Source organism: Methylobacterium sp. E-016, from assembly GCF_022829745.1.
Lineage (GTDB): Bacteria > Pseudomonadota > Alphaproteobacteria > Rhizobiales > Beijerinckiaceae > Methylobacterium.
The window spans coordinates 1-24,660 of record NZ_JAKSYF010000031.1; the positions used below are offsets into that span (position 1 = coordinate 1).

Consider the following 24,660-nt stretch of genomic DNA (forward strand, 5'->3'; position numbering starts at 1 on the left):
TGCGCCGTCTGCACCTCAATCTGGCGCAGCTTCAGCACCACCTGCTCCGCACCCGTCTTCTGACCTCGCTTCATGTCCAGCTCCTTCAGTCCTGGCTGATCCTCTCAATCAGCCCGGTCCAAAGCCAGCCGGTCAGGTCAACGGCGCCGCATCTCGGCGAGGCTGGACGCGCCGTTGCGAGTCTCGAAGACGTCCCAGGCCAGCGAGAGCGGCGCGAGCGAGCCATGCGAGAACACGCCGCCGCCGACGATGACGTTGTCCGGCGCGTGCAGCTTGAACAGCAGCAGTTCACCCGGTTGCAGGGCGCGGAAGGCGTGGCGGCCGCTCGGCTGCCAGAAATTCACCTCGTCCGGCGCCTGCCGGGACAGGGCGTTGAACCAGTCTCGGTCGGTGATGGCGACGAACAGGCGAACCATTCGTCGAGCGTGGTGGAGTGCCCGACGCTTGGCAAGGCTCGACAGTATCGGCGGCCGGTAGACTTGATGACGCGTCCCTGGCGACGCAGAACGCCGCGATCTCCCCGCCGCCGATTCGGTCGGTGTTCCTGCTCCACGGACCGCATGAGCGTCGTCGACGAGACCATTGCCGCCTACGATCGCGGGGCGGCTGAGTTCGCGGCGCGCTACGAAGCCCTAAGCGCTGAGGTCCTGTGGGGGCGGGTCCGGGAGCTGTTACCGACCGGTGCAGGGCGCCTCGCCCTCGACGTCGGGGCGGGCTCGGGCCGTGACGCTGCTTGGCTGGCCGGCTTGGGCTACGAGGTCGTGGCCGCCGAGCCTGCCGGCGGGATGCGGGCGGAGGGCGAACGGCGGCACCCGGGACTGCGCTGGGTCGACGATCGACTGCCTGCGCTGACGGTTGTGCACCGGCTGGGCCTGAGCTACGACCTCGTGCTGCTCTCGGCTGTGTGGATGCATCTGGCCCAGTCCGAGCGCCCGCGTGCCTTTCGCAAGCTCGTTACCCTGCTGAAGCCCGGCGGCGTGCTCGTCCTCACCCTGCGGGGCGGCCCGGGCGAGCCGGGGCGCGCGATGCACCCGACCTCGCTTGGGGAGATCGAGGCGCTGGCGCGGGAGCACGGGCTCGCGGTACTGCGCGCCCTCGACGAACCCGACCGTCTCGGCCGGGCCGGCGTCGCGTGGACCAGCGTGGTGCTGTGTCTGCCCGACGACGGCAGTCTCGGCCTGCCGCTGATCCGCGGCATCGTCCTCAACGACGAGAAGTCTTCGACCTACAAGCTCGGGCTCCTGCGTGCGGTGGCCAAGATCGCCGACGCGGCGCCCTCGCTCGCCGTACCAGCCCCGGACGGGAGCGACCGGGTGCTCGTACCGATGGGCTGCGTCGCCCTGCATTGGCTGCGCGCATACCTGCCGCTTGTCGCCGCCGGTCTGCCGCAGGCGCCGGGCAACTCCGGGCCCGACGGTCTCGGGTTCGCTGGACTGGGCTTTCGTGAGTTGCTGGCGCTCGGAGTCACCGCGGGGGATCTGCGTCTCGGCATGCGCTTCGCGGGATCCAGGGCCACTGCCCTCGTCGCGGCGCTTGGCGAGGCGCGGCGCACGATCCTGGCAATGCCGGTGCGTCACACGACCTACCCGAACGCGCGCGGACCGGTGTTTCAGGGTGTGGGGCGGCCGGTCCGCGTGACCGGAGCGCTGGCGCTCACACCCGAGATCCTGACAGCCTGGGGGCATCTGGCGGTGCCTGGTCCGCTGTGGCGCACGCTGCTGCGGCTCGGCGCCTGGGTAGAGCCAGTGCTGGTCACCGAGTGGGCGCGGCTGATACGGGGCTACGCGGTGCGCATGGGCCGCGCGTGTGAGCCCGGCGCGGTCGAGGCGCACCTCGTCTGCCAGGAGCCCGCGCGAGACACCGGGTTGGCCCGCCTCGTCGCCGGGCGGCTCGCCGCGGCGGGGACGCCGCCGGTCTGCGTGTGGTCTGCGGCCCCGCTGCGCCTCGACGCCCTCGACATTGATCACGCACTGCCGTGGTCGGCGTGGCCGTGCGGCGACCTGTGGAACTTGGTCCCGTCCTCGCGCCGGGTGAATCAACACGAGAAGCGCGATCGGCTGCCCTCGGCGCTGGCGCTGGCCCGGGCGCGAGAGCCGATCCTGGCGTGGTGGCATACAGCCTGGGCTGCCGACCCGGGACTGGAGGAGCGGTTCTGGGCGGAGGCTCGGGCGGCGTTGCCGATCGGGGCGGACGCTTCATTCGATACCGCGTTCGCGGGTCTCGAGTGGCGTCGGCTGCGCGTCAGCCAGGATCAGCAGGCGCCGGAGTGGGCGGGCGTGCGCGGCCAAGCGCCAAGGCGGGATGGGGCGGAGAGCGGATGAACTGCGTCCGTTTGCTCGAAGAGGGTTGCGGGGCGGATGTGGGGTTAGGCGGGTCTTCGGGGGTACCGTCCTGCCGGGTCTGAGCTAGAGGTCGCTGACTGCGGTCGAGGCCGCGTGTCGGCAGAACCGGCCCGTCGAGGGGTGCCAAGTTTCAGACACTTGGCGAGGCCGGGATCGGCGGGAAACCGGCGATGGTCCGGGTCGGGTGGTCTCGGTGCTGAGGTCAGACGGACGTGGGTCTCCAGGGGGTCCAAGCCGTACGGGCGTGGCGGCAGGGTGGCGGGGTCAAGGGTGCTGTGTGGCACTTCTGGGTGATGACGGGCGCCCGGCTCCCGGCCGGTAGCGCGTCGAAGATGGTGAGGATCTCCTCAACGGTGAGGTCGCGGTAGCGTGGGTGTTTTCCGTAGTCGTTCGGCAGCCGCTCCACGAGCTCCCGAAAACGGCCGACCTCCTTGCGCGAGTAGGCTGCGAGCGGTCGATCCCCGCAGACGTCGACGAATAAACGGAAGGTTGCGCTGGCCTGAGACGCCGTCTGGCGGTCCCAAGCCCCCGTGGCGACCTGCGTGGTGCGAAAGGCAACTCCCACGACAGATAGGCTATCGTCCTGCCGTTGGGTCACGGCAGGCTCGGGATCGGATGCCGCTGCGGGAGAGGCTGTTGGGACGGGCTGCTCTGAGGCCGACTCCAGCCGCATCTTGAGCAGCCGGTCACGGGGCTCGAAGTTGAAGTCGCCCTCGTAGCGGGCCTTGATGGCATCGGCGATGTCGATGCCAGCGCGCAGCATGGCCTGCCGCGCCTGGGCGAGGTCCGCCGGGCTGAGGTCGGCAGCCGCGATGCCCTGCTTACGCAGCATGTGCTCGGTGACGAAGCCTGCCTCTTCCAGTCGGTTGCAGGCGAGGGCATCGCGGTTGCGCGCCACCATTGTCTCGTACTGTGCGATCCGGCGCTCCCGCACGTCGCTATGGATTGCGCCACGGGTGAGGCGTCCTTGGCCCTCGCCGTCGAGGATCAAGCCGTAGAAGTCCTGGACGAGGCGAGCGAGTTGCGTGTCAGTCAGCATCGGCGTTTCGCGGAGGACCGAGAAAAGGCCTTCCGAAGCGAGGTATAGCCGACAGGCTCGCAGCTTGGCAGTACGCGCCTCAGAGGTCGCGAGACTGCGTATCAGTTCGCGTCGCCGAACGAGCGCGCGCAGATCGCTGGGAACGCTACGACGGAAATGGAAGACCGTCCCTCGCAGGACGAGATTGGATCGTGCCGACAACCCGCTCCTTCGCCGTCCCTCGGACGGACTTTGTAGCAGCGGATTGTAGCAAGGGGCTCACTCCGCAGGGCGACTGCGCGAGAAGCTTAGTGATCTGAATGACTTAGGATCTTAAGTGGCTGGGGGACCTGGATTCGAACCAGGACCAGAGGAGTCAGAGTCCACCGTTCTACCGTTAAACTATCCCCCACCGAAGGGACGGGTACCGCTCGCGATCCGGGCACGGCTGGAAGCCGGCGACCGCTCGGAAGGGGTCCGTCGTTCGGGAGCGCTTCCGTTAAGGGGAAAGCGCGGATCGGTCAACAGGCTTTGCCCGCGCCGGCGCATTTCCGGGCCGGCCCGGCGCTTCCGGAACGCTCGGGCGCATCGGCCGGAGCATGGTCCCCGCGCAGGCCGCGACGGACGCCGCCTGGCCGACCCTCGCCGCGGCGGCCCGAGGTTCGCGCCGTAAAACCCACAACCCTTTGGATTTGTAGGCCGGGCCTCGCGTCCTGCGTTGCGTTCGCGTGCACGTTCGACAATATTCCAACGCTCGGGCAGGGGCCCGAGACTTCGGGCCGCAGAACCCGCGACGGTGCCTCAAGGCACCGCGACACAAAAAACGCCCGGATCGGGACACGGAGGAAACAGCCATGACACTGACGACGCGCGCGTTCGTCGGCGCCCTGCTCGGCGCGACGGCACTGGCCACGCTCGGCGCCCTGCCGTCCCAGGCCGCGGACCCGATCAAGATCGGCGTCACCGGCCCCTATACCGGCGGCTCCTCCGCCATGGGGGTGTCGATGCGCGATGGCGCACGGCTGGCGGCCGCCGAGATCAACAAGGCCGGCGGCGTGCTCGGGCGTCAGATCCAGCTCGTCGAGCGCGACGACGAGGCCAAGAACGAGGTCGGCGCCCAGGTGGCGCAGGAGCTCATCAGCAAGGAGAAGGTCGTCGCGACGCTGGGCTTCATCAACACCGGCGTGGCATTGGCCGCGCAGCGCTTCTACCAGGAAGCCGAGATCCCGGTGTTCAACAACGTCGCCACCGGCACCGTCATCACCAACCAGTTCAAGGCGCCGGACTACGACAGCAACTACGTCTTCCGGAACTCGGCCTACGACGTGCTGCAGGCCGGCATGATGGTCGACGAGGCCGTCGCGCAGGGCCACAAGAAAATCGCCATCCTCGCCGACTCGACCAATTACGGCCAGCTCGGCCGCGAGGACATCGAGAAGTACCTCGGCACCAAGGGCGTGAAGCCGGTGGTGGTCGAGAAGTTCAACATTAAGGACGTCGACATGACGGCCCAGCTGCTGAAGGCCCAGCAGGCCGGCGCCGACGTGATCCTGGCCTACGGCATCGGGCCGGAGCTGGCGCAGATCGCCAACGGCATGGCCAAGCTCGGCTGGAAGGTGCCGATGATCACCTCGTGGCCGGCCTCGATGCAGAGCTTCATCGACATCGCTGGCGCCAACGGCAACGGCGTGGTGATGCCGCAGACCTTCATCGAGGACAAGACGCTGCCGAAGCGCAAGGCCTTCCTGGAGGACTACTACAAGACCTACGGCGTGACCAAGATCCCGACCCCGGTCGCCGGCGCGCAGGGCTACGACTCGGTGTTCCTGATCGCCGCCGCGATCAAGCAGGCCGGCTCGACCGACGGGCCGAAGATCCGCGAGGCGCTCGAGAACCTCAAGGAGAAGGTCGAGGGCGTGGTGACGACCTACGACAAGCCCTTCACCGCCGCCGACCACAACGCGATCTCGCGCAACATGGTCGTGTTCGGGAAGGTGCAGGACGGCAAGATCGTCTACGCCAAGGACACGGACGCCAAGAACGCCGGCGTGGTGCGCGTCAAGGAAAAGACCTCCAACTGACGATTTTCGTCGGTCGGGCGGGATGATCCACCGCCGCCGGAACGCTTATCGAGCGTCCGGCGGCGCGCGAGGTCCTGCAACCGCCCGCGTGCCGGGGCGGCACGGCCGGCCCGACGCCGTCCGGTCGCCCGTCGCGCGGCCCGATCCCGAGCGGGGACGGGAGCCCGCGCCTCGACGGATCGAGTCGGGACCGGACGTCATGAACGACCAAACCCTCACGCACGGGCGCCGGTGACACGATGACCATCTTCCTGCAGCTCGTCGCGTCCGGCGTCGCGGTCGGCATGATCTACGCCGCCATCGCCTTCGGCTACCAGCTCACCTTCGCCACCTCGAAGACGCTGAACTTCGGGCAGGGCGAGGCGCTGGCGCTGGGCGCCCTGTTCGGCCTGACGCTGGCGCCGTTCACCGGCTACTGGCTGATGATCCCGCTGGTGCTGGTCTTCGGCTTCGCGCTGGGCGCCGTGGTCGAGCGCCTCGGCGTGCGCCCGGCGGTGAAGATCAAGTCCGAGTACGGGTGGATCATGGCCACCATCGCGCTCGGGATCATCTTTCGCAATCTCGCCGAGAACATCTGGGGCCGCGACGACCTCAAGTTCCCGTCGCCGCTGCCCGAGGAGGCGCTGCAGCTCGGCGGCATCCGCATGCTGCCGATGGAGCTGCTGATCATCGCCGGGGCGTTGCTAATGATGCTCGCGGTCGAGATCTTCAATCGCAAGTCGATCTGGGGCAAGGCGGTGATCGCCACCTCGAACGACATCGATGCCGCCGGCCTGATGGGCATCAACACCAAGCGCGTCATCACCCTGTCCTACTCGATCAGCGCGATGACGGCGGCGTTCGCCGGCGTGCTCGTCGCCCCGGTCACGCTGACGGGCGCCACGATGGGTGCGGTGCTGGCGCTGAAGGCCTTCGCGGTGGCGATCATCGGCGGCCTCGAATCCGGCCTCGGCGTCATCGTCGGCGGGCTGATCCTCGGCATCGCCGAGACGCTGACCGGCTTCTACATCTCCACCGGCTACAAGGACGTGCCGGGCCTGATCCTGCTCCTCGTCGTGCTGTCGATCCGCCCCGTGGGGCTGTTCGGCAAGGCCGTGATCAAGAAAGTCTGAGCCGATGGCGCACTCCACCTTCGCGCCGGCCGCCGCCCCGGCGCCCTCGGCCTCCGCCGGTCTCGGCCGGCATATCGGCGCGGCGGGCGCGATGCTGCTCGTGGTGTTCCTCGCCGCCTTCCCGCACGTGGTCACCAGCAGCTACTACATCCACCTGCTGCTGGTGATCGCGATCTACGCGATCCTGATCCTCGGGCTCGACATCGTCGTCGGCTATACCGGCCAGGTCAGCCTCGGCCATGCCGGGCTGTTCGGCGTCGGCGCCTACGCGGCAGCCGTGCTGTTCCTGCACTTCAAGCTCGGGATCTGGTGGGGCCTGCTCGCCGGGATCGGCGTCACCTCCGCCTTCGGCCTGCTGCTCGCGGTGCCGGCGCTGCGGGTCACCGGCCCGTACCTCGCGATGGTGACGCTGGCCTTCGGCACCATCGTGCAGATCTTCATCAACGAGCTGACGCCGATCACCAACGGGCCGCTCGGCATCACCCTGCCGCCGGCCCGCGTCATCGACTTCGCGACGCTCGGGATCACGCCGCCCTGGGGCGCGGCCGGCCGCAAGCTCGAGTTCTACTACCTCGTCTGCGCCTGCCTCCTGCTGACGATCGTGGTGGTGAACCGCATCGTGCGCTCGCCGTTCGGGCGCGCCTTCGAGGCGCTGCGCGACTCGCCGATCGCCTGCGACTGCATGGGCGTCAGCGTCTACCGCTACAAGGTCTACGCCTTCGTGGTCTCAGCGGCGCTGGCGGGGCTCGCGGGCGCGCTGTTCGCCTGGTCGGAGCGCTACGTCGCCCCGAATTCCTACGGCTTCGAACTCACCGTGCTGTTCCTGCTCGCGGTGACGATGGGCGGCCGGAAGTCGCGGGCCGGCCCGCTGATCGGCTCGGCGATCATCGTGATGATGCCCAACATCCTGGCCGACATCGACCTCGTGCGGATCATGGCCGGCCTCATCGCCGCCGTGGCGCTCGTCGTCGGCATCCAGGCCTTCCTGCGCCGGCGCGAGAACCGCTTCGCGATCCTCGTGCCGGTGGTGCTCTGCATCCTGTTCCTGCCCGCGACGCTGGCGCTGCAATCGGTCACCGACTTCCGGCTCAGCGTGTTCGGCCTGCTGATCCTGTTCGTGGTCTACTACCTGCCCGACGGCATCGTCGGCTTCCTGCGCGAGAAGATCCCGGCGCTCCGCCCGGCCCACACGGCGGAGGGCAAGGCGCTCTCGGCCGACGGCGACGCGCTGATCGCGCAGCGCGGCAAGGCCGCCGGCACCGAGCCGCTGCTGCAGGTCGAGCAGGCGCTGATGCAGTTCGGCGGCCTGAAGGCGCTGGCCGGCGTCGACCTGTCGGTGAGGCCCGGCACGATCCACGGGCTCATCGGCCCGAACGGCTCGGGCAAGAGCACGATGATGAACGTGCTCACCGGCATCTACAAACCCACCGCCGGCGCGGTGACCCTGGCCGCCGCCGGCAGCGCGCCGAAGCGCCTCGACGGGCGCACGCCCTCCGAGATCGCGCTCGCCGGCGTCGCCCGCACCTTCCAGAACGTGCAGCTCTTCCGCGAGATGACGGCCCTGGAGAACGTACTCGTCGGCCTGCACCACGCCTTCCTCGGCACCATCGTCGACGCGATCCTCGGCACGCCGCGGCGGCGCCGCGAGGAGCGCGAGGCCCGCGCCCGGGCGATGGCGATCCTCGACTTCATGGGCCTGTCGAGCCTCGCCCAGGTGGAGGCCCGCAACCTGCCCTACGGCAAGCAGCGCCTCCTGGAGATCGGCCGCGCGCTGGCGCTCGACCCCGTGCTGCTGCTGCTGGACGAGCCGGCCGCCGGCCTGACCGCGCCCGACATCGCGGACCTGACCGCGATCATCCGCAAGATCCGCGACGCGGGCATCACCGTGATCCTGATCGAGCACCACATGGATGTGGTGATGGGGCTGTGCGACCGGGTCAGCGTGCTCGATTTCGGGCACAAGATCGCCGAGGGCGGGGCCCGCGAGGTGCAGGCCGACCCGAAGGTGATCGAGGCCTATCTCGGCGCCCCCGACGACATGGGCGGCTCGGCCGCTCCGGAGCCAGCCCATGCTTGAGGTCGCCAACCTGTCGGCCGGGTACGGCCAGATCGAGGTCCTGCACGGGCTCTCGTTCCAGGTGCCGAAGGGCAAGGTCGTGACGCTGATCGGCTCCAACGGGGCCGGCAAGACCACGACGATGCGGGCCCTCTCGGGGATGATCCAGCCGCGCGCCGGCTCGATCCGGCTCGCTGGGCGTGAGATCTCGGGGCTCGACAGCCACGACGTGGCCCGCGCCGGCCTCGCCCACTCGCCGGAGGGGCGGCGGGTGTTCCCGACCCTGTCGGTGGAGGACAACCTGACGCTCGGCGCCTTCCCGCGGCTGACCGGCTCGCGCCCCAAGGGCGACGTTTCCGCCGACCGCGAGCGCGCCTACGCGCTGTTCCCGCGCCTCAAGGAGCGCCGGCGGCAGCTCGCCGGCACGCTCTCGGGTGGCGAGCAGCAGATGCTCGCCATGGGCCGCGCCCTGATGCTGCGCCCCGACATCCTGCTGCTGGACGAGCCGTCGATGGGGCTGGCGCCGAAGCTCGTCGAGGAGGTGTTCCGCATCATCCGCCAGCTCAAGGAGGAGCAGGTGACGATGCTGCTCGTCGAGCAGTTCGCCATGGCGGCGCTCGGGGTGGCCGACTACGCCTACGTCCTCGAGAACGGCCGCATCCGCTTCCAGGGGCCGGCGGCCCGGCTCAAGAGCGATCCGGCGGTGCGCGCGGCCTATCTCGGCGGCGACCACTGACCGCGGGTCTTCGCGGCGCCGCTTGGCAATCCGGGGCGCGAGCCCCTACCTGACGCCGAGCGACACCCGGAGACACCCTTGGCACACGACGATTCAGGCCCGGCCCAGATGCACGCCACCACCATCCTGATGGTGCGCAAGGGGGGCCGCGTCGTCATCGGCGGCGACGGCCAGGTCAGCCTCGGCCAGACCATCGTCAAGGGCAATGCCCGGAAGGTCCGGAAGCTCGCCAAGGGCGCGGTGATCGGCGGGTTCGCCGGCGCGACGGCCGACGCCTTCACCCTGTTCGAGCGCCTGGAGGCCAAGCTCGAGCAGTATCCCGGGCAGCTCACCCGCGCCTGCGTCGAGCTGACCAAGGACTGGCGCACCGACCGCTATCTCCGCCGCCTGGAGGCGATGATGCTGGTGGCCGACAAGGACGTCAGCCTGCTGCTGTCGGGCGCGGGCGACGTGCTCGAGCCGGAGGGCGGGGTGATGGCGATCGGCTCCGGCGGCAACTACGCGCTGTCGGCCGCGCGCGCCCTGGAGGACACCGACCTCGACGCCGAGGCGATCGTGCGCAAGGCCATGCGGATCGCCGCCGAGATCTGCGTCTACACCAACGAGAGCCTCGTCCTCGAGGCTCTCGACGCGGGCTAGGTCCGGCCCTCACCGGCTCCGTCCCGACGGCCCTGGGGCCGCCGGGAGGCTGAGCGGCTGCTACTTGTCGAAGCTGTAATCGAGGTCGATGCCGTCCTTGCCGTCGTCGCTGGTCTTGAAGGTCATCTTCATGCGCGTCTCGGTCGTGCCCGTGTCCTGGGTCTCGTCCCAGACCGAGGTGTAGCGGCAGGTCATCCGCTTGGCCTTGCGATCCTCGAAGACCGTCTCGGGCTCGACCAGCGCCTTGAGCCGGCGCTTGCCGTCCTTGAAGTTGGGGGCGCCGTTGACCGAGGCCATCAGATCCGTGCGCACCGCGTCCTGCGCGCAGAGCCCACCCGCAGGCGAGGGCGGAGCCGCCGCGACGACCGGGGCGGGAGCGGGCGTCGACGGCGCGGGCGCGGCGGCCGTCGGAGCCGAGGGGACGGGCGCGGCCGGGGCCGCCGCCACCGTGAACGGCCGCTCGATCTGGGTCGTGCGGTCGCTGAACTTGTCGCGCAGCGTGAAGGCGAGGACGTACTCGCCCGGGTCGATGCCGGTGATGCCCAGGGTGACGTGGAAGGAGAACTTCGGGGAGCCGTCCAGCAGGGCGTCCTTCCCGGCGGTGAACTCCCGGTCGATCACGGCCTTCTGGCCGGCGAGGATCGCGCCGCCCCTGGTCTGCAGCGCGTAGTCGACGACCAAGCCGAACCGCACGTCGCCGCCGGCGACCGGCACCAGCGTCTCGCCGATCGGCTCCATGTAGGTGATGACCTTCTCGCTCGGCAGGAAGGGGCTCGCGGCGCGCGGGTCGGCGTCGCCGAAGCCGTCCGAGGGCCGCGTGACGAACAGCACGCGCCGGACCCCGAGGGTCTGGGTGGCGGCCGGCGCTGCGGCAGGGGGTGCTTGAGCGGGGGCTTGAGCGGGCGCTTGGGGCGCCGCCGCGGCGGCCCCCGGCGGCGGCTTGACCGCCTCGGGCGCGGTGGCTTCCGTCTTGCCCGTCCCGGCCTTGCCGGACGGGACGGCGGCACCGGACCAGAACCCGCCGCCTCCGCCGCCGGCCGGGACCGTCACGCTCTTCATGATCGCGTCCAGGGCGGTCCCGTTGGTCTGGCGGTCGTCCTCGGAGCCCCACACGGTCAGCAGGACCACCCGGTTCCGGCTCGCGTCGAGGGTGACGAAGTCGATGATCGCCTTGCCGTTCTTGTCCGTCGCCTGGTAGCGCTGCACCTGGCCCGGGGTGCCGTTGAAGTCGATGGTCTGCTCGGTCGGCTTGCCGACGAGCTTGACCTTGTTCTTGGTCAGGTAGGCCTTGCTGTCCTTGATCAGCGCGTCGAGGCGCGCCTTGCTATCGGTGGCGATGTTGACCACGATGTCGCCGTCGGCCGAGACGGAGGCGATCTCGGTCTCGTAGACGCTGGTGTCCCAGTCGTCCGGCATCGTCGCGGTGACGGCGGGTTCCTTCGCCGGCAGGACGATATCCTTGGCGCAAGCCGGCGCGGCCAGCCCGGCGAGCAGGGCGGCCCCCACGATCCATCGCTTCATCTGACGTCCCCCGGACCGGGCTCGATCATCGATCCCGGCAGGGTCCACTCATCCGGGCTGACGAAGGAACGGTCAAGGTTATGCCCGCCGGGTCCGCGGGTTTATGCTGTCGTTCTCGCAGCTTCGACCGCAGGGTGGCGAAGCATCGAGGATGTCGGCTTCGCGCCCCGAGGCCGTGCAGGGGTGAGCGGGTTGCAAGCTTAACGGGTCCTTGACAACCTCTGGGTAGGTTCGACCACGCAAGCACGGGGCGTGGACGCGATGACGATCGGCGGCAAACTCATCGGACTGGTCGGCGCCTCTAGCCTCGTGACCCTCGTGGTCGCGGGCGTCGGGCTCGACACCCTGCGGACCTTCAACGCGTCGGTCGGGGCCGCGCGGAACGCCACCGAGAACGCGCTGTTCGCGGCCGAGCTCACCCGGCTCACCACCGACACCGCACTCGAATCCCGCGGCATCTACGCCGCCGCCAGCACGCAGGCCGCGCGGACCTACGCCGGCGGCATCGTCCGCGATCTCTCGGCGATCGATGCGCTGCTGACCGAGTGGCTCCCGGCGGTGCCGGCGGAGGACCGGGCGCTGTTCGACCGCGTGGCGAAGGACGCCGCGGATTTCCGACGGCACCGCACCGAGACGGCCCGTCTCGGCACCGAGGTTTCGCCGAAGGCCGCCGCCGAGCAGGGCTTCACCGAGGAGAACCGCAACAACCGCATCGCCTTCCAGGCCGGGATCGAGGCCCTCGTGATGCGCAACCGCGACCGCATCGAGAGCCTGAACGCCGGTGCCGACGCGCTCTACACGGGGCGCCTGCGCCTGCTCCTGGCGCTGGCCTTCGGTGGCGCCCTCGGCGGCCTGCTCATCGGCGGGCTGTTCGGCCATCGCATGATCGCGAGGCCGCTGCGGGCCGTGTCGACCGCGATCCGCCGCCTCGCGGAGGGCGACCGCGACCTGCCGGCGGTGAAGCCCTCGCGCGACGAGATCGGCGCGATCTGGGCGAGCATGCGCACCTTCGCCGACGCGATGGGCGAGGCGGACGCCCTGCGCCGCAGCCAGGCCCAGGCCGGCCTGGAAGCCGGCGCCGTCAAGCGCGCCGAGATGGACACCCTCGCCGACCGATTCCAGGGCAGCGTCGGCGGCCTCGTCGGCCATCTGGCCGCGTCCGCCGGGACGATGGAGGAGACGGCCCGCGCGATGGCGCGCAACGCCGAGCGCACCAGCCTGCAGTCGCAGGCCGTCATGGACGCCGCCGGCGCGGCCTCGATGAACGTCCAGGCGGTGGCGGCCGCCACCGAGGAGCTGGCCGCGACCGCCAACGAGATCGGCGCGCAGGTCTCGCAGACCTCGGTCGCCGCCGCCGGCGCCGTCGAGAACGCGCGACGCACCGAGCAGTCGGTGCAGCGGCTCGCCCGCAGTGCCGCCAGCATCGGCGAGGTCGTCTCGCTGATCTCGGGCATCGCCGGCCAGACCAACCTGCTGGCGCTCAACGCCACGATCGAGGCGGCGCGGGCCGGCGAGGCGGGACGCGGCTTCGCGGTGGTGGCCGCCGAGGTGAAGAGCCTCGCCGGCCAGACCGCGCTGGCGACCGACCGGATCACCGCCGAGATCGCCACGATCCGCGAGGCCACCGCCGACGCGGTGGCGGCGATCGAGGAGATCGGCGGCACCATCGGCTCGGTCCACGAGATCGCGATGGGCGTCTCCGCGGCGGTGGAGGAACAGCAGCTCGCCACCCAGGAGATCGCACGCAGCGTGAGCGACGCCGCCGAGGGCACCCGGGCGGTGAGCGAGACCATGGCCGAGGTCCAGGCCGCCGCCCTGCAGGCGGGCGCCGCCGCGGCGCAGGTGCTGGCCGCGGCCGGCGAGCTCGCGCGCCGCTCCGAGGGCCTCGGCGGCGAGGTCGCCGGCTTCGTCGGCGAGATCCGCGCCGCCTGACGCCGGCCGGGGGATCGCACGCCGGATCGGCCGCGCGTTCGGCCGCGCGTTCGACCCTGGTAAGCGTCCCGCTTCGCGCTTAGATCGGGGCGATGCGACGTCCCTCCCCGTGCCCGCCGGCCCTCCGGTGATCGACCCCGCGCTCCTGTCGCGCGCGGTCGCCCGCGGCATCCTCACCGCCGCGCAGGTGGAGGCCCTGGACCGGCTGGCCCGCGAGGAGGCGGTGCCGGTGCCCGAGCGCGTGGACGACGACGAGCGCCTGCGCTTCATCACCGGCTTCGCCGACATCTTCGTCACCCTCGGCATCGGCCTGTTCCTGGGCGCGGCCTGGCTCCTGGCCGGCGACACCCTCGGCGAGACGGGCAGCCGGGTGCTCGTCGCGGCCCTGGCCTGGGCGCTCGCGGAGTTCTTCACCCGCCGCCGCAGGATGGCGCTGCCGAGCATCGCCCTGCTGGCGATCTTCGCGGTCGAGTCCTTCCTGGCGCTCGCGTCGATGGCCGGCCTCGCGATCGGCTGGGGCAGCGCCCTGCCGGGACCGAGCGGATCGGGCGCGCCGGCACCGCTTCCCTATGCCGGGGCGGCGCTCGCGACCCTGGCGCTCTGCGCCCTGCATTACCGGCGCTTTGCCGTGCCGATCACCATCGCGGCGGGCGCAGCCGCGCTCGCCGGCACGCTGCTCGCGCTGGCCTTCGCCCTCGTCCCCACCCTCGATGCCGACGCCTTCAGCGCGCTGCTGGTCACGGCGGGCCTCGCTGTCTTCGCCCTGGCGATGCGTTTCGACCTCGGCGACCGCCAGCGCCAGACCCGGCGCACGGACATCGCGTTCTGGCTGCACCTGCTCGCCGCCCCGCTGATCGTGCATCCGATGCTCGCCACGGTCCTCCGGAACGCCGAGGCGCCGTCGACGGTCTCGGCGATCCTGGTGCTCGGCGTGGTGCTGCTGCTGGCGCTGGTGGCGCTGGTCACCGACCGGCGCGCCATCCTCGTGGCCGGCCTGACCTATGCCGGGATCGCGTTCGGAACCCTGATCCGCGACGCCGGCTTCAGCAACCGGGCCGCCCCCTTGAGCTTCCTGGCGCTCGGCGCCTTCGTCCTGCTGCTCAGCGCCGGCTGGCACGCGATGCGGGGCGTCGTCCTGCGCGGCCTGCCCGCGCGCCTGGCAGACCGGCTGCCGCACCCGATCGGAGCCCGATGACCACGTTTTCCCCCCGCGAGATCGTCTCGGAACTCGACCGCTTCATCGTCGGCCAGCACGACGCCAAGCGTGCCGTCGCCATTGCGCTGCGCAACCGCTGGCGCCGGCAGCAGCTCACCGGGCCGCTGCGCGAGGAGGTCGCGCCGAAGAACATCCTGATGATCGGCCCGACCGGCTGCGGCAAGACCGAGATCGCCCGCCGGCTCGCGCGGCTCGCCGGCGCGCCGTTCCTCAAGATCGAGGCGACCAAGTTCACCGAGGTCGGCTATGTCGGCCGCGACGTCGAGCAGATCGTGCGCGACCTCGTCGAGGTGGCGATCGGGCTCGTGCGCGAGGAGAAGCGCAAGGCGGTCAAGGCCAAGGCGGAGGCGGCGGCCGAGAACCGCATCCTCGACGCCCTGGTCGGCCCGACCGCGAGCCAGCCGACGCGCGACAGCTTCCGCAAGAAGCTGCGCGACAGCCAGCTCGATGACAAGGAGGTCGAGATCGAGCTCGCCGGCAATCCGTCCTCCGGCCTGCCGATGTTCGAGATCCCCGGGATGCCGGGCGCCTCCATGGGCGCGGTCAACCTCGGCGACATGTTCGGCAAGGCGTTCGGCGCCGCCAAGGGCAAGCCGCGCCGGATGAGCGTGCGCGACGCCTACGCGCCCCTGCTCGCCGAGGAATCCGACAAGCTCGTCGACGACGACGCGCTGATCCGCGAGGCGATCCGCGAGGTCGAGGACAACGGCATCGTCTTCCTCGACGAGATCGACAAGATCTGCGCCCGCGAGGGGCGGTCCTCGGCCGACGTCTCCCGCGAGGGCGTGCAACGCGACCTACTGCCGCTGATCGAGGGCACGACGGTGACGACGAAGCACGGGCCGGTGAAGACCGACCACGTGCTGTTCATCGCCTCGGGCGCCTTCCACGTCTCGAAGCCCGCCGACCTGCTGCCGGAGCTGCAGGGACGCCTGCCGATCCGCGTCGAGCTGCAGCCGCTCACCGTCGAGGACTTCAAGCAGATCCTGACCTCCACCGAGGCGAGCCTGCTCAAGCAGACGGTGGCGCTGATGCAGACGGAAGGCATGACGCTGGCCTTCTCGGACGACGCGGTGGACGCGCTGGCCCGCGTCGCGGTGGAGGTGAACGGCTCGGTCGAGAACATCGGCGCGCGGCGCCTCTCGACCGTGCTCGAGCGCGTCATCGACGAGGTCTCGTTCACCGCCACCGACCGCTCGGGCGAGACGGTGGCGATCGACGCGGCCTATGTCCGCGACCGGGTCGAGAGCCTGGCGGCCAACGCCGACCTCAGCCGGTTCATCCTGTAGCGCCGTGCGCGGCCTCGAACGGCCGGGCGCGTCGGCGACGCTCCTGCCCGTCGTCGCGCTCGTCGCCGGCATGGTCTCGCTCCAGAGCGGAGCGGCCCTGGCCAAGAGCCTGTTCCCGATCGTCGGCGCGGCCGGCGTGTCGAGCCTGCGCGTGGGCTTCTCGAGCCTGATCCTACTCGCGGTGTGGCGGCCGTGGCGGCGGAGCCTGAGCTTGCGCGAGGCCGGGATCATCGCGCTCTACGGCGCCGCGCTCGGGATGATGAACCTGACCTTCTACCTGGCACTCCGCACGATCCCGCTCGGTCCCGCGGTGGCGATCGAGTTCCTCGGGCCGCTCGCGGTCGCGCTCTCGGCCTCGCGCCGAACCGCCGACTTCGCCTGGATCGGCCTCGCGGTGCTCGGGCTCGGGTTGCTGCTGCCGATGCGCGAGGCCGGCGGCCTGGACCCGGCGGGTGTGGCCTACGCCCTCGTCGCGGCTTTGGCCTGGGCGCTCTACATCGTGTTCGGGCAGCGCGCGGGCCGGGTCGACGGCGGGCAGGCGGTGTCGCTCCTCATGCTCGCAGCGGCCATCGTGGTGGCGCCGTTCGGCCTGGCGAGCTCCGGCGCCGCCCTGCTCGATCCCGAGACGCTGGCGCTCGGCTTCGGGATCGCGGTGCTGTCGAGCGCGCTGCCGTACTCGCTGGAGATGGTGGCCCTGCGCCGGCTGACGCAGCAGGCCTTCGGGGTGATGATGAGCCTGGAGCCGGCGGTCGCGGCGCTCGCGGCGTTGATCCTGCTCGGCGAGCGCCTGTCCCTGCTGCAATGGCTGGCGATCGGCTGCGTCATCGCGGCCTCCGCCGGCATCACCGCCGGTGGCCGGAAGGCGAGCGCGACGGAGCGGACCACCTGACGGACGATCGGGAGGGCGTCTCCACCGTGACCGACGCGGGTGGTTCGTCCGCGGTCAGCCTTTCCACACCTGCCCCGGCCGCAGCGCGAGGAAGCGCGCGCGCGGCTGCCCGGCCTGGTCCATCGCCGCGTCCAACGCCTCGGCCGGCTGCGCGATGCCCTCGTCGGTGAGCCGGAAGGTGCCCCAATGGTGGCCGAGCGCCTGGGTCGCTCCGAGCAGGTCGAGGGCGGCGACCGCGTCGGCCGGGTTCATGTGCTGCGCCTGCATGAACCAGCGCGGCTCGTAGGCGCCGATCGGCAGGGTCGCCAGCCGCGGCGGCCCGAAGCGGGCGCGCACGTCCCGGAAGATCGCGCCGTCGCCGAAGCCGGTATCGCCGACATGGTAGTGGACGCCCCAGGGCGTGGTCAGCACGAAGGCGCACCACAGAGCCATGCGCCGGTCGTTCAGCCCGCGGGCCGACCAGTGGTAGGACGGCGTCAGGTGGACGGCCACCCCGTCGCCGAGATCGACCGAGCCGCCCCAGTCGGCGGTCTCGACATGCATCGTGTCGTCGTAGCCGCGCAGGATCGTGTCGTTGCCGAGCGGCGCGACGACCAGCGGCTGGTGCGCCTGCCAGATCCGCGCGAGGCTCGGCCCGTCGAGATGGTCGTAGTGGTTGTGGGTGATCAGCACGGCGTCGATCGGCGGCAGGTCGGCCATGGCGATGCCGGGGGGGTTGACCCGCTTCGGGCCCGCGAAGCGCGTCGGGCTCGCGCGCGTGGCGAAGACCGGGTCGATCAGGATGTTGCGGCCGGCGACCTGCACCAGGTAGCTGGCATGCCCGATCAGCACGATGCGCAGGCCCGTGACGCGCTCCGGCGGACGGTCGGCCGGGAAGGGGCTCGGATAGGCCTTGGGCCACGCCGTTCCGCCGCGCTCGGCCTTCCAGCGGAGGATGTCGGCCAGGGCCTTGTCGGCGACCTGGCCGGGCGCGAAGAACCGCACCCCGTCGAAGTGGTCGCTTTCCGGCCCGCGGTAGTACGGGTTGCGCCCGCGCCTGTGCACGGCGTAGCCGACGCCGCCCAGGGTCATCACCGTGGCCGCGCTCGCGGCCGTGAGCAGGCTTCGCCGTTTCATGCCGTGATCACATGGCCGGCGCCGCCCCGGAATCAAGCGGATGCCGATGCCGGCCCGTCCGTCATCGAAAACTTGCGCGAACTTCGACTTGTGAACAGACGGCGGCCTCGCGCTGCGCTATGGCCTTGTTGCACCTGGGAAACGAACCGCCCCGCCATGGCCGTCACCGCCGCCACGTCCTTCGGCAGGAACCTCCTGCTGCGCGCCCTCCAGCCCGCCGACCGGGCGCTGATCGCGCCCTACGCCGAGCCGGCCGAGTTCGCGCGCGGCGACATCGTGTTCGAATCGGGCGATCCGGTCTCGCACGTCACCTTCCCGTGCGACCACACCGTGGTCACCCTGGCGATCACCATGCTCGACGGCCGCATGACCGAGACCGCGACGGTCGGCTGGGAGGGCGCGGTCGGCGGCGTGGTCAGCCAGGGCTACCTGCCGGCCTTCAGCCGCGCCGTGGTCCAGATCGGCGGCCCGGGGCTGCGCGTGGAGGCGGGGCGCCTCCAGGCGGCCAAGCACGCGTCGAGCACGCTGCGCAACCTGTTCACCCGCTACTCCGACTGCCTGATCGCCCAGCTCCTGCAATCGGTGGCCTGCAACGCCCTGCACCCGATCGAGCAGCGCGCCGCCAAGTGGCTGCTGACCCTGCACGACCGGCTCTCGACCGACGTGCTGCCGATCACCCAGGACGTGCTCGCCGAGATGCTCGGCGTCCGCCGCACCTACCTGTCCGGCGTCCTGCGCGGCCTGCACGACCGCGGGATGATCGCGGTGTCGCGCGGCCGCATCGCCATCCGCGACCGGGCGGCCCTGGAGCGGGCGGCCTGCGAGTGCCACGACCGGGTGCGCCGTCATTTCGAGGAGGTGCTGGGCGCGGTCTATCGCGACGACGGCACGCTGGTGGCCGTCGACCCGGCCGCGGCCGGCGGGTCTGCGGCCGGCCAGCCCTCTCAGGGAAGGGCGGCCTGAGCGCCATGACCGCCGCACCGACGCCGGACGACCCGCTGGACGACGCGCGTCTCGCCGCCCTCGACACCTACGACATCCTCGACACGCCCGCCGAGGCCGGCTTCGAGGACATCGTCCTGCTGGCCTCGCAGGCCTGCGAGACCCCGACCGCGCTCGTCAGCTTCGTCGCCAAGGACCGGCAATGGTTCAAGGCCCGCATCGGCTTCGACCCGTGCGAGACGCCGCTGTCGCAATCGGTCTGCGCGCACGCGCTGGGCCGAGACGGCATCCTGGTGATCCCCGACCTGACCCGCGATCCGCGGACCCGCGACAACGCCCTGGTCACGGGCGATCCGCAGATCCGGTTCTATGCCGGCGCGCCGCTGCACACGCAGGAGGGTTTCGCCCTCGGCACGCTCTGCGTCATCGACTCCGTCCCGCGCCCCGAAGGGCTGACCGACCGGCAGATGGCGACGCTCGCCGCCCTCGCGCGCCAGGTGATGGTCCAGCTCGAGCTGCGCCGGGCGATCGAGAACCGCGAGCAGGCGCTCGCCGCCCGCGCGCTGGCCGAGGAGCAGCTGCGGCTCGCAGTCGAAGCCACCGGCATCGGCATCTTCGACTTCGACCTCGCGAGCGGCGAGCTGCGCTGGGACGCGCGGGTGCGCGCCCTGTTCGGCGTGCCGGCCCGCGGCCCGGTCACCTACGCCGAGACCTATCTCGGCGGCCTGCACCCCGACGACCGGGAGCGCGCGGACGCGGCGGTCCGGGCGGCCATGGACCCGGCCGGCACCGGCGCGCTCGACATCGACTACCGGGTGATCGCGGCCGACACCGGCGCGCAGCGCTGGATCGCCGCCCGCGGGCGGGCGATCCTCGAGGACGGCGTCGCGGTCCGCTTCATCGGCACCGTCCGCGACATCACCGAGCACAAATCCGCCGACCTCGCCCTGAAGGCGACCGAGGAGCGCTATCGCCTGGCGGCGCGGGCCACCACCGACGCGATCTGGGACTGGGACCTCGTCGCGGACCAGGTCCGGTGGAACGAGGCGCTGATGCTGGCCCACGGCCACGACCTCGCCGACGTCGCGCCGCAGGGCGCCTGGTGGCTCGCCCAGATCCATCCGGAGGACCGCGACCGGATCGCCCGCAGCATCCATGCGGCGATCGACGGCGCGACCGAGACCTGGACCGACGAGTACCGCTTCCGGCGGGGCGACGGCGGCTACGCCGCGGTGATCGACCGCGGCTACATCATCCGCGACGGCGCGGGCCGGGCGGTGCGGATGATCGGGGCGATGCTCGACATCACCCGGCGCAACGAGACCGAGCGCCGCCTGCGCCAGAACCAGGCGCAGCTCGACACCGTGCTCCAGACCATGCCGGTGGGCATCCTGCTGGCCGAGGCCCCGAGCGGCCGGATCGTCTTCGGCAACTCGCGCCTGGAGCGCATCCTCGGCCACGCCACCCTCTACGCCGAAGACCGTGCCGGCTACGGCGCCTACCGCGCCTTCCGCTCGGACGGGGCGCCGGTGGCGCCGGAGGACTACCCGCTCGCCCGCCTCACCGCGGGCGAGGTCGACCATGCCGAGCTGGAAGCGCACTACCAGCGGCCGGACGGGTCGCGCCGCTGGATCGAGATCGTCGGCGAGGCGGTGAAGGACCCGTCCGGCGCCACGATCGGCGCCGTGGTGGCGATCAGCGACATCGAGGACCGCAAGCGCGCCGCGGCGCAGCAGGACATCCTCCACCACGAGCTCGGCCATCGCCTGAAGAACACGCTGGCGCTGGTCCAGGCGATCGCGACGCAGACCCTGCGCAACGTCACCGATCTGGACGCGGCGCGCGAGGCCCTGTCGGCCCGTCTCGTGGCCATGGGCAAGGCGCACGACATCCTGCTCTCCGGCGAGAGCGAGAGCGCCGGGATGGAGGCGGTGTTCAGCGGCGCGCTGAGCATCCACGACGACGGCGGGCCGCAGCGGTTCCGGCTGTCCGGCCCCGACCTCGCGGTCGGCCCGAAGGCGGCGCTGTCGCTGGCGCTGATGGCGCACGAGCTCGCCACCAACGCGGTCAAGTACGGCGCGCTCTCGGTGCCGGGCGGCAGCGTGGCCCTGGGCTGGCACGTCGCGGGCGAGGGGCCCGGCGCGGTGATCCACCTGCTCTGGCGCGAGCAGGGCGGTCCGCCGGTGGTCGAGCCGCGCCGCAAGGGTTTCGGCACCCGGCTGATCGAGCGCGGCCTCGTCGGCGCGATCGGCGGCGCGGTGGCGCTGGCCTACCCGGAAACCGGCGTCACCTGCACGGTCACGGCGCCGCTCAGCGGCTTGATGGAAGCGTAGGGCGGATCGCCGCCCGGCACGCCGAGGCTCCGCTCAGCCCGGATCGTCCGCGGGCTTCGGGCCGGGCGGCGCGAAGAAATCCTCCGGTGGAGCGACGACGACGCGCCCGGCCGCCACGTCGAGCTCGGGAACGAAGGCCTTGGTGAAGGGCAGCAGCGCGGTGGCGCCACCCTGCGCGGGCTTGATCTCGAGGAGATCGCCGCCGCCGTAGTTCGGCACGGCGACGATGGTGCCGAGCACGGTGCCGGCGGCATCGATCGCCGGCAGCCCGACGAGGTCGGCGGTGAAGACCTCGTCCTCATCGGGGTCGCCGAGGCGCTCGCGGGGGACGTGGAGGAGGGTCCGGTTCAGCGCCTCCGCGCCGGTCCGGTCGGAGACGCCGCGCACCCGCGCGATCAGCAGGTCGGGCGAGGAGCCGGGCGCCGGGCGCACGCTCGTCAGCTCGAACGTCCGGCCGTCGGCCGCGACGAGGGAGCCGTAGCCGGCGATCGCCTGCGGGTCGCCGGTATAGGATTTCAGGCGGATCTCGCCGTTCAGCCCCTGCGCCCGCCCGAACTCGCCCATCACGACGAGGCTCGGATCGACCGCGGCGGGAGCCGGCTTCGCCGCGGGCTTGGGCCGCGGCGAGGTCTGGGTGCCGGGCGCGATGGCGCCGCGGCGCGCGCCGTCGCCGCGGGATGGGCCTGCGGGACGACGCATGCTGGGGCTCCTTAAGCGGCCGCGTCCTCGGCGGGCTTGGCGGCCTTCTCGGCGCGCTTGGCGGCGCGCTCCTTGGCCTTCTCGCCCGGCTCGGCCTTCTGCGGGTTGTTGCGGGTGGGGCGCTTGGCGAGGCCGGCGGCGTCGAGGAAGCGCAGGACGCGGTCGGTCGGCTGCGCGCCCTTGGCGAGCCACGCCGTGATCTTCTCGGCCTCGAGCACGATGCGGGCCGGGTCGTCCTTGGCCTTCATCGGGTCGTAGGCGCCGACCTTCTCGATGAAGCGGCCGTCGCGGGGCGCGCGGGCGTCGGCGACGACGATGCGGTAGTACGGGCGCTTCTTGGCGCCGCCACGGGTGAGGCGGATCTTGAGGGACATGTCTTCAGCTCCTGATTTGCTTCGATCGATCGGCGAATCGTGGGTAGTGAGTAGCGAACAGATGGCCGAAAGCCCCGTTCGCTATTCGCTACTCCCCATTCGCCCTACTTCTTCTTCCCGAACGGGAAGCCGCCGAGGCCCGGCATCTTCGGCGCGCCGAGACCCGGAAGGCCCGGCATCTTGCCGCCGCCCCCGAGGCCGGGGGGCATCGGCGGCAGCTTGCCGCCGAACTGCTTCTGCATCGCCTCGATCTGCTCCGGCGTCGGCTCGGGCATCCCCGGGGGAAGCCCGGGCACCCCGCCCATGCCGCCCGGCATCCCGCCGCCGCCGAGGCCGAACATCGAGCCCAGCGCCTGGCCGATGCCGCGCTTGCCCGAGCCCATCGCCTTCATCATGTCGGCCATGGTCCGGTGCATCTTCAGGAGCTTGTTCAGCTCCTCGACCTTGGTGCCCGAGCCGGCCGCGATGCGCTTCTTGCGGGAGTTCTTGAGGAGATCAGGGTTCTTGCGCTCCTGCGCCGTCATCGAGGAGATGATCGCGCGCTGGCGCTTGAACATCTTCTCGTCGAGGTTGGCGCCCTCGACCTGCTTCTTCATCGCGCCCATGCCGGGCAGCATGCCCATCAGGCCGCCGATGCCGCCCATCTTCTCCATCTGGGCGAGCTGCATCGACAGGTCGTCGAGGTCGAACTTGCCCTTGCGCATCTTCTCCGCGGTGCGGAGCGCCTGCTCGTGATCGATGGTCTCGGCCGCCTTCTCGACGAGCGAGACGATGTCGCCCATGCCGAGGATGCGGTTGGCGACGCGGGAGGGGTGGAACTCCTCCAACGCGTCGACCTTCTCGCCGGTGCCGACGAGCTTGATCGGCTTGCCGGTGACGGCGCGCATCGAGAGCGCCGCACCGCCGCGCGAATCGCCGTCCATGCGGGTGAGCACGATGCCGGTGACGCCGAGGCGCTGGTCGAAGGCGCGGGCAGTGTTGACCGCGTCCTGGCCGGTGAGCGCGTCGGCGACGAGCAGGACCTCGTGGGGTTTCGTCGCCGCCTTCACCTCGGCGGCTTCCTGCATCAGGGCCTCGTCGACCGTGGTGCGGCCGGCGGTGTCGAGCATCACCACGTCGAAGCCGCCGAGCCGGGCGGCATCCATCGCGCGCTTGGCGATCTGCACCGCCGACTGGCCGGCGACGATCGGCAGGCAGGCGACGCCGACCTGGCCAGCGAGGACGGCGAGCTGCTCCATCGCCGCCGGACGGCGGGTGTCGAGCGAGGCGAGCAGCACCTTGCGCTTCTCGCGGTCCGACAGGCGTCGGGCGATCTTGGCCGTCGTGGTGGTCTTGCCCGAGCCCTGCAGTCCGACCATCAGGATCGGCACGGGGGCGGGCGCGTTCAGGTCGATCACCGCGGCATCGGTGCCGAGCATCGCCACGAGCTCGTCGTTGACGATCTTCACGACCATCTGGCCGGGCGTCACCGACTTCAGCACGACGGCGCCGACGGCCTTCTCGCGCACCGCGTCGGTGAAGCCGCGCACCACCTCGAGCGCCACGTCGGCCTCGAGCAGGGCGCGGCGGACCTCGCGCATCGCGGCGGTGACGTCGGCCTCGGTCAGCGCACCCCTGCGGGTGAGGCCGGAGAGGATGCCGGACAGGCGGTCGGAAAGGCCCTCGAACATGGCGCTACTGGTCCAGCCCCGACGCGGCGGCGCGACGTGCCTGGAACGCATCCTCGAAGGCGCCGACCGCGCGGGCGAACTTGTCCCGGCAGTCCGGATTGCAGAAGCCGACCACGGCGCCGTTGTACAGCGTCAGCGAATCGGCCGCGATCGGCTTGCCCGACCAGGGGCAGACCTCGTTCACGGCATCCTCGATGCGCAGGGCGGCGGATGGGGTCATGGCGTGGGTCAAGGACGGCCTTCGTGAGGACGCTGCCGCCAACGCCGAGCACGCCCGAGGGCGCGGACGCGCTGTCGGGCGTTGACCTCCGGTCTCGGTGGACCGGTCGGCTTCGGAGTCGACGAAGAACGTCGGATGCGCCGGGCGATACGGAAGCTCACGCGAAAAGTCAATTTCGCGACGGATCCGCAGCGGTCCGTCGTCCCCGCCGACGGCCGGGCTCGCCTTTTCGCACGGTCCTCCCACCTTCGGAAGACCAAGGCGCCAAGGAGGAGACCCGCATGGCATACGTATCGGCCAAGATCGTGGAAGAGGGCAGGGCGGCCAAGAAGCAGGGCGCGCCGCACTCGGCCGACCCCTACCCGGCCGGCTCGCAGGACAGCGCGGACTGGCTCGAAGGCTACACCTTCGACGAGCGCGAGCAGAACGTCGACCAGGAGAGCGACCAGGAGATCGAGAAGGGCGCGGGCTGAGG

Annotated in this window: 21 protein-coding genes, 1 tRNA gene and 1 pseudogene; 13 read left to right on the plus strand and 10 right to left on the minus strand. The window is 71.3% G+C overall.

The window, feature by feature from the left end; genetic code table 11:
- Nucleotides 1–137: 137 nt before the first annotated feature.
- Nucleotides 138–416 carry a hypothetical protein gene (locus tag MKK68_RS01755; RefSeq protein WP_244028111.1) on the minus strand — a complete coding sequence of 93 codons (279 nt, stop codon included), beginning with the start codon at nucleotides 414–416 and terminating at the stop codon, nucleotides 138–140.
- 144 nt (nucleotides 417–560) lie between these two features.
- On the opposite strand from MKK68_RS01755, the gene MKK68_RS01760 reads away from it, so the two are divergent.
- On the plus strand, nucleotides 561–2,321 hold the full coding sequence (locus tag MKK68_RS01760; protein WP_244028118.1) for a methyltransferase domain-containing protein: 1,761 nt from the start codon (nucleotides 561–563) through the stop codon (nucleotides 2,319–2,321).
- A 223-nt stretch (nucleotides 2,322–2,544) separates the two neighbouring features.
- Here MKK68_RS01760 and MKK68_RS01765 read toward each other — a convergent pair whose 3' ends face one another.
- The 3 genes and pseudogenes from MKK68_RS01765 to MKK68_RS01770 all read right to left on the minus strand — a co-directional run bounded on the left by MKK68_RS01765 (nucleotide 2,545) and on the right by MKK68_RS01770 (nucleotide 3,772).
- A complete protein-coding gene (locus MKK68_RS01765) occupies nucleotides 2,545–3,381 on the minus strand; it encodes a hypothetical protein (RefSeq protein ID WP_244028120.1) in 837 nt (278 codons plus the stop codon).
- Nucleotides 3,382–3,402: 21 nt separating this feature from the next.
- Nucleotides 3,403–3,582: pseudogene (locus tag MKK68_RS29670) on the minus strand (DUF6538 domain-containing protein); the annotation flags it as partial.
- A 116-nt stretch (nucleotides 3,583–3,698) separates the two neighbouring features.
- Nucleotides 3,699–3,772 (minus strand) — tRNA-Gln (locus MKK68_RS01770).
- A 442-nt stretch (nucleotides 3,773–4,214) separates the two neighbouring features.
- Here MKK68_RS01770 and MKK68_RS01775 point away from each other — a divergent pair.
- From MKK68_RS01775 to hslV, 5 genes are all read left to right on the plus strand, one after another.
- Complete coding sequence (locus MKK68_RS01775; RefSeq protein WP_147727533.1) at nucleotides 4,215–5,441, plus strand: ABC transporter substrate-binding protein; 1,227 nt, start codon at nucleotides 4,215–4,217, stop codon at nucleotides 5,439–5,441.
- 239 nt (nucleotides 5,442–5,680) lie between these two features.
- Nucleotides 5,681–6,553 (plus strand): branched-chain amino acid ABC transporter permease, encoded by an 873-nt coding sequence (locus tag MKK68_RS01780; protein WP_147728683.1) that lies wholly within the window; start codon nucleotides 5,681–5,683, stop codon nucleotides 6,551–6,553.
- 4 nt (nucleotides 6,554–6,557) lie between these two features.
- A complete protein-coding gene (locus MKK68_RS01785; RefSeq protein WP_244028122.1) occupies nucleotides 6,558–8,630 on the plus strand; it encodes an ABC transporter permease subunit in 2,073 nt (690 codons plus the stop codon).
- Entirely contained in the window at nucleotides 8,623–9,345 is a 723-nt protein-coding gene (locus tag MKK68_RS01790) for an ABC transporter ATP-binding protein (protein ID WP_244028124.1), read from the plus strand. The genes MKK68_RS01785 and MKK68_RS01790 overlap by 8 nt, the downstream gene beginning before the upstream one ends.
- Before the next feature lie 108 nt (nucleotides 9,346–9,453).
- Nucleotides 9,454–9,984, plus strand: coding sequence for an ATP-dependent protease subunit HslV (gene hslV, locus MKK68_RS01795; protein ID WP_147844277.1), 531 nt, complete (start codon nucleotides 9,454–9,456; stop codon nucleotides 9,982–9,984).
- A 60-nt stretch (nucleotides 9,985–10,044) separates the two neighbouring features.
- Here the strand turns inward: hslV and MKK68_RS01800 are convergent, their stop codons facing one another.
- Nucleotides 10,045–11,505 (minus strand): hypothetical protein, encoded by a 1,461-nt coding sequence (locus MKK68_RS01800; protein ID WP_244028126.1) that lies wholly within the window; start codon nucleotides 11,503–11,505, stop codon nucleotides 10,045–10,047.
- A 261-nt stretch (nucleotides 11,506–11,766) separates the two neighbouring features.
- On the opposite strand from MKK68_RS01800, the gene MKK68_RS01805 reads away from it, so the two are divergent.
- The 4 genes from MKK68_RS01805 (at nucleotide 11,767) to MKK68_RS01820 (ending at nucleotide 16,831) form a co-directional block, all read left to right on the plus strand.
- Nucleotides 11,767–13,437 (plus strand): methyl-accepting chemotaxis protein, encoded by a 1,671-nt coding sequence (locus tag MKK68_RS01805; protein WP_147843265.1) that lies wholly within the window; start codon nucleotides 11,767–11,769, stop codon nucleotides 13,435–13,437.
- A gap of 109 nt (nucleotides 13,438–13,546) precedes the next feature.
- Nucleotides 13,547–14,632 (plus strand): hypothetical protein, encoded by a 1,086-nt coding sequence (locus MKK68_RS01810; protein WP_244028138.1) that lies wholly within the window; start codon nucleotides 13,547–13,549, stop codon nucleotides 14,630–14,632.
- Nucleotides 14,629–15,942 carry an ATP-dependent protease ATPase subunit HslU gene (gene hslU, locus MKK68_RS01815; protein ID WP_244028147.1) on the plus strand — a complete coding sequence of 438 codons (1,314 nt, stop codon included), beginning with the start codon at nucleotides 14,629–14,631 and terminating at the stop codon, nucleotides 15,940–15,942. Before MKK68_RS01810 ends, hslU begins: the two co-directional genes overlap by 4 nt.
- Before the next feature lie 4 nt (nucleotides 15,943–15,946).
- Nucleotides 15,947–16,831, plus strand: a complete 885-nt coding sequence (locus MKK68_RS01820) for an EamA family transporter (protein ID WP_409567136.1) — start codon at nucleotides 15,947–15,949, stop codon at nucleotides 16,829–16,831.
- 54 nt (nucleotides 16,832–16,885) lie between these two features.
- Here MKK68_RS01820 and MKK68_RS01825 read toward each other — a convergent pair whose 3' ends face one another.
- Nucleotides 16,886–17,947 carry an MBL fold metallo-hydrolase gene (locus MKK68_RS01825; protein WP_244028149.1) on the minus strand — a complete coding sequence of 354 codons (1,062 nt, stop codon included), beginning with the start codon at nucleotides 17,945–17,947 and terminating at the stop codon, nucleotides 16,886–16,888.
- 156 nt (nucleotides 17,948–18,103) lie between these two features.
- On the opposite strand from MKK68_RS01825, the gene MKK68_RS01830 reads away from it, so the two are divergent.
- Together MKK68_RS01830 and MKK68_RS01835 are read left to right on the plus strand one after the other, a co-directional pair.
- The gene (locus MKK68_RS01830) at nucleotides 18,104–18,910 is read left to right on the plus strand and encodes a Crp/Fnr family transcriptional regulator (RefSeq protein WP_147727551.1); all 807 of its coding nucleotides are present in this window, start codon (nucleotides 18,104–18,106) and stop codon (nucleotides 18,908–18,910) included.
- A gap of 5 nt (nucleotides 18,911–18,915) precedes the next feature.
- Complete coding sequence (locus MKK68_RS01835; protein WP_244028151.1) at nucleotides 18,916–21,222, plus strand: PAS domain-containing protein; 2,307 nt, start codon at nucleotides 18,916–18,918, stop codon at nucleotides 21,220–21,222.
- A gap of 33 nt (nucleotides 21,223–21,255) precedes the next feature.
- Here the strand turns inward: MKK68_RS01835 and rimM are convergent, their stop codons facing one another.
- The 4 genes from rimM to MKK68_RS01855 all read right to left on the minus strand — a co-directional run bounded on the left by rimM (nucleotide 21,256) and on the right by MKK68_RS01855 (nucleotide 24,185).
- Nucleotides 21,256–21,921, minus strand: a complete 666-nt coding sequence (gene rimM, locus MKK68_RS01840; RefSeq protein WP_243988382.1) for a ribosome maturation factor RimM — start codon at nucleotides 21,919–21,921, stop codon at nucleotides 21,256–21,258.
- 11 nt (nucleotides 21,922–21,932) lie between these two features.
- Nucleotides 21,933–22,295 (minus strand): 30S ribosomal protein S16, encoded by a 363-nt coding sequence (rpsP, locus tag MKK68_RS01845; protein WP_147728730.1) that lies wholly within the window; start codon nucleotides 22,293–22,295, stop codon nucleotides 21,933–21,935.
- Between the two features lie 104 nt (nucleotides 22,296–22,399).
- Entirely contained in the window at nucleotides 22,400–23,965 is a 1,566-nt protein-coding gene (gene ffh / locus MKK68_RS01850) for a signal recognition particle protein (RefSeq protein WP_244028153.1), read from the minus strand.
- A gap of 4 nt (nucleotides 23,966–23,969) precedes the next feature.
- Entirely contained in the window at nucleotides 23,970–24,185 is a 216-nt protein-coding gene (locus tag MKK68_RS01855; protein WP_147844508.1) for a glutathione S-transferase, read from the minus strand.
- Between the two features lie 281 nt (nucleotides 24,186–24,466).
- Here MKK68_RS01855 and MKK68_RS01860 point away from each other — a divergent pair, with 281 nt between their 5' ends.
- Nucleotides 24,467–24,658, plus strand: a complete 192-nt coding sequence (locus MKK68_RS01860) for a hypothetical protein (protein ID WP_147728732.1) — start codon at nucleotides 24,467–24,469, stop codon at nucleotides 24,656–24,658.
- Nucleotides 24,659–24,660 lie beyond the last annotated feature (2 nt).